Here is an 8,084-nt window from a genome sequence, read left to right on the forward strand (position 1 = left end):
ATGCCTCCTCCGGAGCCGACGCGCAAGACGTCGGGACTAGCGGCGCAGACCCGCCTCGATCAGTTCCGTGATGAGGTCGCGATAGCTGAGTCCCGATGCGATCCAGCACTTCGGGAACATCGAGATCGGCGTGAAGCCGGGCATGGTGTTCAGCTCGTTCACGACGAGCGTCCCGTCCGCGGTGAGGAACATGTCGACCCGCGCGAGCCCTCGTCCGTCGACCGCCTCGAACGCCTCGACGCCGGCCTGCTGGATCGCGGCGATCTCGGCGACGGCGAGCTCCGCCGGGCAGACCACGTCCACGCCGTCTCCGCCGAGGTACTTGCCCTCGAAGTCGTAGAAGCCCCGAGAGGTCAGCACGATCTCGCCGGGCACCGACGCGCGCGGCCCTTCGGCGCCCTCGAGGATCGCGACCTCGATCTCGCGACCGACGACGCCGGTCTCCACGAGCACCTTGTCGTCCTCGGCGAGGGCGATGCGCATCGCCTCGTCGAACTCGGCGGGATCGGTCACCTTGGAGACGCCGACGCTGGAGCCCGCACGGGCCGGCTTGACGAACAGCGGCGACCCGAGCTTCTCCGCCGCGGCGCGCACCCCGGCCGGATCCTGCGCCCACTGCCGCGCCCGCACGGTGATCCAGGGAGCGACGGCGATGCCTGCGGCCTGCAGCGCGACCTTCATGAAGTGCTTGTCCATGCACAGCGCGGAATCCAGCACCCCGCCGCCGGCGTACGGCACCTCGAGCGTGTCGAAGTAGCCCTGCAGCGTGCCGTCCTCGCCGTGCGGCCCGTGCAGCAGCGGCAGCACCACGTCGATCGCGCCGAGGTCTTCGACGGAGCCGTCGGCGCGCGTCACGCGCAGGGTGCGGATCCCGCCGGGCTCGGGCCACTGGATACGGGTGCCGTTGTCGGCCACCTCGGGCAGGTGCGCGGCGTCGAGCGGGAACTTCTCGGGCTCGTCGTCCTCCAGGACGAACGCGCCCTCGCGGGTGATCCCGACAGGGATGACGTCGTAGCGCTCCCGGTCAAGGGCGCGCAGCACCCCGCCCGCCGTTGCGGAGCTGATCGAGTGCTCGCTGGAGCGCCCTCCGAAGAGCACCACCACCGTCTGCTTGTCCATTGCCCGTCCCTTCCCCCTGGGGGGTGTCGTCGTCGGTGGTCAGATGGGGGGCGATGTCGCGCGGATCCATGGCGCCGTCCAGCACCATCTTCACCTGCTCGACGATCGGCATCTCCACGCCGGCGGCGCGGGCCAGCTGCAGGATCGGCGCGACGGACGCGAGTCCCTCGGCCGTCTGCTGCATCTGCTTGACCACGTCCTGGAAGCTGTATCCCTGGCCGAGCAGGCGCCCGGCCGTGTTGTTGCGGCTGAGCGGCGACTGGCACGTCGCGATCAGATCGCCGAGGCCGGCGAGACCCTGCAGGGTGCCCGGCTGCGCGCCGTTCGCCACCGCGAAGTCGGTCATCTCGACCAGCCCCCGGGTGATGATCGACGCCTTGGTGTTCTCGCCGTAGCCGACGCCGTCCACGATGCCGATCGCGACGGCGATGAGGTTCTTCAGCACCCCGCCGAACTCCGTGCCGATCACATCGGTGTTCACGAAGCTGCGGAAGTAGTGGTTGCGCGCGGTGCGCGCGACGATGTCGGCCGTCTCCTGGCTGTTCGAGGCGATGACCGCGGCGGTGGGCTGCTCGCGGGCGATCTCGAGAGCCAGGTTCGGCCCGCTCGCCACGGCGATGCGGTCGGGATCGCAGCGCAGCTCCTGCTCGATCACCTGACTCATCCGCAGTCCGGTGCGCTTCTCGACGCCCTTCATGAGGCTGACCACCGGGATGTCCGAGTCCCGCAGCAGCGGACGCAGCGCCTTGAGGTTCTCGCGCAGCGTCTGGCTCGGAACCGACAGGTACACCTGCTCGGCGCCCTGGACCGCCTCGGCCAGGTGGTGCGTGGCCGACATCGAGCGCGGCAGGTTGATCCCGGAGAGGTACTGGGAGTTGCGCTTCGCCTCGTCGATCTCATGGGCGAGCTCCTGCCGGCGCGCCCACATCGTCACCTGGGCCCCGCCGTCGGCGAGGATCTTGCCGAAGGTGGTCCCCCAGCTGCCGGCACCGATCACCGTGACGCGCGGCCCGAGCGGGATCGACGCGGTGCGCGGTGCGTTCCTAGGAGTCAAGACGACCCGTCTCCCTCTGGCCGTGTTCGGCCGGGTTCCACCGCTTGGCGGGGGCCTTCTCGCCGCGCAGCTCCTCCAGGAGGGCCGTGATCGCGGTCATCAGCCGGTCCGTGGCCTCCAGGAGCGCGGCGTTCTCGCCCGCGCGGTCGTACAGGTCGGAGATGTCGACCGGATCCCCGATCACGACGTCGATCTTCTTCCGCGGCGGCCAGAGGCTGAGACCCTTCTGGTAGCGGCCCATGATGTTCTGCGTGCCCCACTGCGCCATCGGGATCAGCGGGATACGTCCCGCGAGAGCGAGACGGACGGCGCCCGACTTGCCGCGCATGGGCCACAGCTCGGGGTCGCGCGTGAGCGTGCCCTCGGGGTAGACGATCACGCCCCTGCCGTGCTCGACGAGTTCCTTGGACTGGGAGATGGTCTGCTTCGCCGCCGCGACCGAGGTCGCCCGCGCCACGGGGATCATCCCCGTGCCGCGCAGCGCCCAGCCCAGCACGGGCACGCGGAACAGGCTCTCCTTCGCCATGAAGCGAGGCGCACGACCGAGCCGCCAGACGGCGACGGCGACGATGAGCGGGTCGAACTCCGAGTAGTGGTTCGGCGCCATCACGAAAGAGCCGGAGCGGGGCAGCTTCTCCTCGCCGCGGATGCGGATCTTCGCGAGGAACGAGACGAACGGGACCACGAAGACCGCCAGGAACCAGAACAGGCTCGGGCGGGTCTTCTCGGCGGTCGCGCGCATCTCAGCCGATCACATCGAAATCGGCACCCAGCGCGGTCAGCTTGTCGAGGAACTTCTCGTAGCCGCGGCTGAGGATGTCGACCCCGGAGACCTTCGACTCGCCGGTCGCCGTGAGAGCGGCGATGACGTGGCTGTAGCCGCCGCGCAGGTCGGGCACCACGATGTCGGCGCCGTGCAGCGGGGTCGGGCCGGTGATGACCGCGGCCTGCTCGAGATCGCGACGCGCGACGCGACGCGGACCGTCCTGCAGACCGTGCGGGTGCACGACGATGTCGGCGCCCATCTTCACGAGCGCGGCGGTGAAGCCCATCCGGTTCTCGTACACCGTCTCGTGCACGACGGAGCGGCCGCGGGCCTGCGTCAGCGCGACCACGAGCGGCTGCTGCCAGTCGGTCATGAAGCCGGGGTGCACGTCGGTCTCGACGATGACCGGCTTCAGCGCGCCGTCGCGGCGGAACAGGATCCCGTCCTCGCGCACGTCGAACCAGCCGCCCGCCTTGCGGAAGACGTTGAGGAAGGTCAGCATCTCCTGCTGCTTCGCCCCGCCGACGAAGATCTCGCCGTCAGTGGCGAGGGCCGCGCATGCCCAGGAGGCCGCCTCGTTGCGGTCGAAGATCGACCGGTGGTCGTAGCCGCGCAGCGTCTCGACGCCCTCGATGAGGATGACCCTGTTCGGCTCGTAGGAGATGATCGCGCCCATCTTCTGCAGCACCGCGATGAGATCCATGATCTCGGGCTCGATCGCTGCGTTCCGCAGCTCGGTCTGCCCCTGCGCGCGCACCGCCGTGAGCAGCACCTGCTCCGTCGCGCCCACGCTCGGGTACGGCAGGTGGATGCTCGCGCCCTTCAGCCCGTTCGGGGCCGAGAGGCGGATGCCGCTGGGCAGCTTCTCGACGACCGCGCCGAACTTGCGCAGCGCGTCGAGGTGGAAGTCGATGGGACGGTCGCCGATGCGGCAGCCGCCGAGATCGGGGATGAAGGCCTGGCCGAGGCGGTGCAGCAGCGGTCCGCAGAACAGGATCGGGATGCGCGAGGCGCCGGCGTGGGCGTCGATCTCCTCGAAGTGCGCCGACTCGACATCGCTCGGGTCGAAGATGAGCGCACCGGGCTCGTCGCCCTCGGTGACCCGCACGCCGTGCACTTCGAGCAGGGAGCGCACCACGGCGACATCGCTCAGGTCGGGGACGTCGCGCAGCGTGCTCGCCGTCTCGCCGAGGAGGGTGGCGACCATGGCCTTGGTCGCCAGGTTCTTCGCGCCCTTCACGTCCACTCGGCCGTGAAGTGGACGTCCGCCGCGGATTGCCAGGACATCGCCCGAAGGCTTCGAAGCGAGCGTGGTCTCGTGCAGCGGTGTCGTCATTCAGGGCCTCTTCTTGTGGAACGGGCGCGGCCGGAGCCGTCGGGCGGATGCCCCAGGCTCACGGCCGCGTCCGATTCACCGAATAGGAAGCGTTCGTGGCCGCCACGACTCGCGGCGGGCCTCGAACTGCGCGATCTTGTCTTCGTTGCGCAGCGTGAGCCCGATGTCATCGAGCCCTTCGAGGAGCCGCCATCTAGTGTAATCGTCGATCCCGATGGTGGTCTGGAAGACGGGCTCGCCTGTCGCCTGTCCCGAACCCGCCGAAGGGCCGATCGTGGCGGTGCGCGCCGCGAGGTCGACCGTGATCTCTCGGCCGGGATCCTCGTCGATCAGCGCCCAGATCCGCTCGATGTCGGCTTCCTCGACGGTCGCGGCGAGCAGGCCCTGCTTACCGGAATTGCCGCGGAAGATATCGGCGAAACGAGGGCTCAGCACGACCTTGAACCCGTAATCGCGCAGGGCCCACACGGCGTGTTCCCGGCTGGATCCAGTGCCGAAGTCGGGCCCGGCCACGAGTACGGACGCGTTCCGGAACGGCTCCTGGTTGAGCACGAACTCGGGATCCTGGCGCCAGGCGTGGAAGAGCGCGTCCTCGAAACCGGTCTTCGTGACCCGCTTCAGGAACACCGCCGGGATGATCTGGTCGGTGTCGACGTTGGAGCGCTTCAGCGGGGCTGCGACGCCGGTGTGGGTGGTGAACTTCTCCATGCTCAGGCCTCCTGCCCGTTCTCGACGAGGTCGCTCGGGCTGGACAGCGTGCCGCGCACGGCCGTCGCCGCGGCGACGAGGGGCGACACGAGGTGCGTGCGGCCTCCCTTGCCCTGCCGGCCCTCGAAGTTGCGGTTGCTCGTCGACGCGCACCGCTCGCCGGGGGCGAGCTGGTCGGGGTTCATCCCCAGGCACATCGAGCATCCGGCGAACCGCCACTCGGCGCCGAAGTCCGTGAAGACCTTGTCCAGGCCCTCGGCCTCGGCCTCCAGGCGCACGCGGGCGGATCCGGGGACCACCATGACGCGCACGCCGTCGGCCTTCTTCTTGCCCTTGATGACAGAGGCGAAGGCGCGCAGATCCTCGATCCGGCTGTTCGTGCACGAGCCCATGAAGACGGCGTCGACCTTCACGTCCTTCAGCGGGGTGCCGGGAGCCAGATCCATGTACTCGAGCGCGCGCTCGGCGGCGCTGCGCTCGTTCGCATCCGCGATCTCGGCGGGGTTCGGCACGGAGGCGGACAGCGAGACGCCCTGACCCGGGTTCGTCCCCCAGGTGACGAACGGCTCCAGCGCATCGGCGTCGATGAGGACCTCCGCGTCGTACGTCGCGCCCTCATCGGTGGGCAGCGTGCGCCAGTACGCGACGGCGTCGTCCCAGTCCTGGCCCTGCGGCGCGTGCGGCTTGCCCTGCACGTACGCGAAGGTGGTCTCGTCCGGGGCGACCATGCCTGCACGGGCGCCGGCCTCGATCGACATGTTGCAGATCGTCATGCGGCCCTCCATCGAGAGCGCGCGGATCGCGCTGCCGCGGAACTCCAGCACGTATCCCTGACCGCCGCCGGTGCCGATCTTGGCGATCACGGCGAGGATGATGTCCTTCGCCGTGACACCGGGCCGCAGCGTGCCGTCGACCGTGATCGCCATCGTCTTGAACGGCTTCAGCGGCAGCGTCTGCGTGGCCATGACGTGCTCGACCTCGCTCGTGCCGATGCCGAACGCCATCGCGCCGAACGCGCCGTGCGTCGAGGTGTGCGAGTCGCCGCAGACCACCGTGATGCCGGGCATGGTGAGCCCCAGCTGCGGTCCGACCACATGCACGATGCCCTGTTCCGCGTCGCCCAGGGAGTGCAGGCGCACGCCGAACTCCTCGGCGTTGCGACGCAGCGTCTCGATCTGCGTACGGCTGGTGAGGTCGGCGATCGGCTTGTCGATCGCCAGCGTCGGGGTGTTGTGGTCCTCGGTCGCGATCGTGAGGTCGAGGCGGCGCAGCGGGCGTCCCTCCGCGCGCAGGCCGTCGAAGGCCTGGGGGCTCGTGACCTCGTGCACGAGGTGCAGGTCGATGTAGATGAGGTCGGGCTCGCCGTTCTCGCCCTTCACCACGAGGTGGTCGTCCCAGACCTTCTCTGCCAGCGTCCGGGGTCGGGGGGATGCGTCGTTCATGCGTTGCTTCTCCTGGGTAGTGGTGCGGCCGGGTCCCCTGAAGAGCAGGGCGCGACTCCGCGGCGAGAGAGGCCTAGATCGAGGTCTCGCCGCGGCTGCTAAGGAGAAGGTGCACCGCCTGCATGCGCATGAGCTTACCTCGGTCCAGGGTGGGTGTTTCCCACCCACCCTGGACCTTCGGAGGTCACTCCGCGAGAGCGCGCTCGCGACGCTTCTCGCGCCCCGAGGCGATCAGGCTCGCGCCCGTGGCGCCGAGCATCGCGACGACGATCACGGTGAGCGACAGCCAGATCGGCACGTCCGGCGCCCACTCGATGGGCTTGCCGCCGTTGATGAAGGGCACGCTGTTCTCGTGCATCGCGTGCAGCACGAGCTTGACGCCGATGAAGGCAAGGATGATCGCGATGCCGTAGTGCAGGTAGCGCAGGCGGTCGAGCAGATCCCCGAGCAGGAAGTAGAGCTGGCGGAGCCCCATCAGCGCGAAGATGTTCGCGGTGAACACGAGGAAGCTGTTCTGCGTGATGCTGAAGATGGCGGGGATCGAGTCGATCGCGAACATCAGGTCCGTGACGCCGATCGTGACGAACACGATGATCATGGGCGTCCAGATCCGCTTGCCGTCCACGACCGTGCGCAGCTTGGGCCCGTCGAACTCGTCGCTGACGGGCACGAGCCGGCGCACCAGGCGCACGGCGAAACCCTCCTTCGCGGCGGTCTCGTCCTCCTGCTCCTTCTCCGGCATCGCCTGGCGGATCGCGGTCCAGATGAGGAAGGCGCCGAACAGGTAGAACACCGGCGCGAAGTTCTCGATGATCGTGACGCCGAGCAGGATGAACACGCCGCGCAGCACCAGGGCGATGATGATGCCGACCATCAGCACCTCCTGCTGCAGCTTCCGCGGCACCGAGAACTGGGCCATGATCAGCACGAACACGAAGAGGTTGTCGATCGAGAGGCTGTACTCCAGCGCCCAGCCGGTGAGGAACTCCCCCGCATGCTGTCCGCCCGCGACCGCGAGCAGGAGTCCCGCGAAACCGAGCGCCAGGGCGACGTAGAACACGACCCAGAGGGTCGACTCCTTGGTGGAGGGGATGTGGGGGCGCCACCGCACGATCAGCAGGTCGCCGATCAGGATGAGCAGCAGAACGGCGAGCGAGACGATTTCGAACCAGACGGGAACGTCCACAGGGGCCTTTCGAAGAGGTCGGTCAACGGCCGAAAGTCTCTTCCCCGCCGAATGGCGGTCACGCGCCCGGAGACCCTGCAACGGGCCTCGTGATGACGATCGCGTGAAGTCGGAATACTCCCCTTCGCGGAGTTCATTCTACGGCACGAGCGAGGGCGGAAGCTTCGATCGGCACGGAGGGGCGCGCTGATCGTCCTCCACAGACCGGCGTCAGACAGAGTTCTGCACCGTTTGGAAATCTGGTTTGATCTGGGGTTCGAATGTCGGTGGTGGCGGGGAGGATGGGGGTATGAAGACGTTGGATGCGATCGCGGCGCTGATCCCGACCCTGGCCGGGCGGATCAGTGCGGGTGCGGGCGCGTCGGACGTGCAAGGCGTGGTCGAGGGACTCGCGGATGCGGAGGCGGTGGCGGTGCTTCGCGAGGCCGGTGAGGTCGGCCGGCTGGTGGAGCAGGTGCAGGTGATCTGCGCCG

The 8,084-nt window shown here is 68.8% G+C and carries 8 protein-coding genes; 1 reads left to right on the forward strand and 7 read right to left on the reverse strand.

Annotated features, from left to right (window positions below):
* Positions 1 to 36: 36 nt before the first annotated feature.
* The 7 genes from RS86_RS16230 to RS86_RS16260 all read right to left on the reverse strand — a co-directional run bounded on the left by RS86_RS16230 (position 37) and on the right by RS86_RS16260 (position 7,611).
* Positions 37 to 1,119 (reverse strand): D-alanine--D-alanine ligase family protein, encoded by a 1,083-nt coding sequence (locus RS86_RS16230; RefSeq protein WP_045273271.1) that lies wholly within the window; start codon positions 1,117 to 1,119, stop codon positions 37 to 39.
* On the reverse strand, positions 1,025 to 2,173 hold the full coding sequence (locus tag RS86_RS16235) for an NAD(P)H-dependent glycerol-3-phosphate dehydrogenase (RefSeq protein WP_045273272.1): 1,149 nt from the start codon (positions 2,171 to 2,173) through the stop codon (positions 1,025 to 1,027). Before RS86_RS16235 ends, RS86_RS16230 begins: the two co-directional genes overlap by 95 nt.
* Positions 2,163 to 2,915 carry a lysophospholipid acyltransferase family protein gene (locus RS86_RS16240; protein WP_045273273.1) on the reverse strand — a complete coding sequence of 251 codons (753 nt, stop codon included), beginning with the start codon at positions 2,913 to 2,915 and terminating at the stop codon, positions 2,163 to 2,165. The genes RS86_RS16235 and RS86_RS16240 overlap by 11 nt, the downstream gene beginning before the upstream one ends.
* Before the next feature lies 1 nt (position 2,916).
* Positions 2,917 to 4,275 carry a UDP-N-acetylglucosamine 1-carboxyvinyltransferase gene (murA, locus tag RS86_RS16245; RefSeq protein ID WP_045273274.1) on the reverse strand — a complete coding sequence of 453 codons (1,359 nt, stop codon included), beginning with the start codon at positions 4,273 to 4,275 and terminating at the stop codon, positions 2,917 to 2,919.
* A 75-nt stretch (positions 4,276 to 4,350) separates the two neighbouring features.
* Positions 4,351 to 4,983, reverse strand: a complete 633-nt coding sequence (gene leuD / locus RS86_RS16250) for a 3-isopropylmalate dehydratase small subunit (RefSeq protein ID WP_045273275.1) — start codon at positions 4,981 to 4,983, stop codon at positions 4,351 to 4,353.
* A 2-nt stretch (positions 4,984 to 4,985) separates the two neighbouring features.
* Positions 4,986 to 6,425 (reverse strand): 3-isopropylmalate dehydratase large subunit, encoded by a 1,440-nt coding sequence (leuC, locus tag RS86_RS16255; RefSeq protein WP_045273276.1) that lies wholly within the window; start codon positions 6,423 to 6,425, stop codon positions 4,986 to 4,988.
* A gap of 184 nt (positions 6,426 to 6,609) precedes the next feature.
* A complete protein-coding gene (locus RS86_RS16260; RefSeq protein ID WP_045273277.1) occupies positions 6,610 to 7,611 on the reverse strand; it encodes a TerC/Alx family metal homeostasis membrane protein in 1,002 nt (333 codons plus the stop codon).
* 289 nt (positions 7,612 to 7,900) lie between these two features.
* On the opposite strand from RS86_RS16260, the gene RS86_RS16265 reads away from it, so the two are divergent.
* A partial coding sequence (locus tag RS86_RS16265; RefSeq protein ID WP_045273278.1) for a hypothetical protein occupies positions 7,901 to 8,084 on the forward strand: 184 nt, incomplete at its 3' end.

Origin of the sequence: Microbacterium azadirachtae (genome assembly GCF_000956505.1) — a bacterium.
Taxonomy (GTDB): Bacteria; Actinomycetota; Actinomycetes; order Actinomycetales; family Microbacteriaceae; genus Microbacterium; species Microbacterium azadirachtae_A.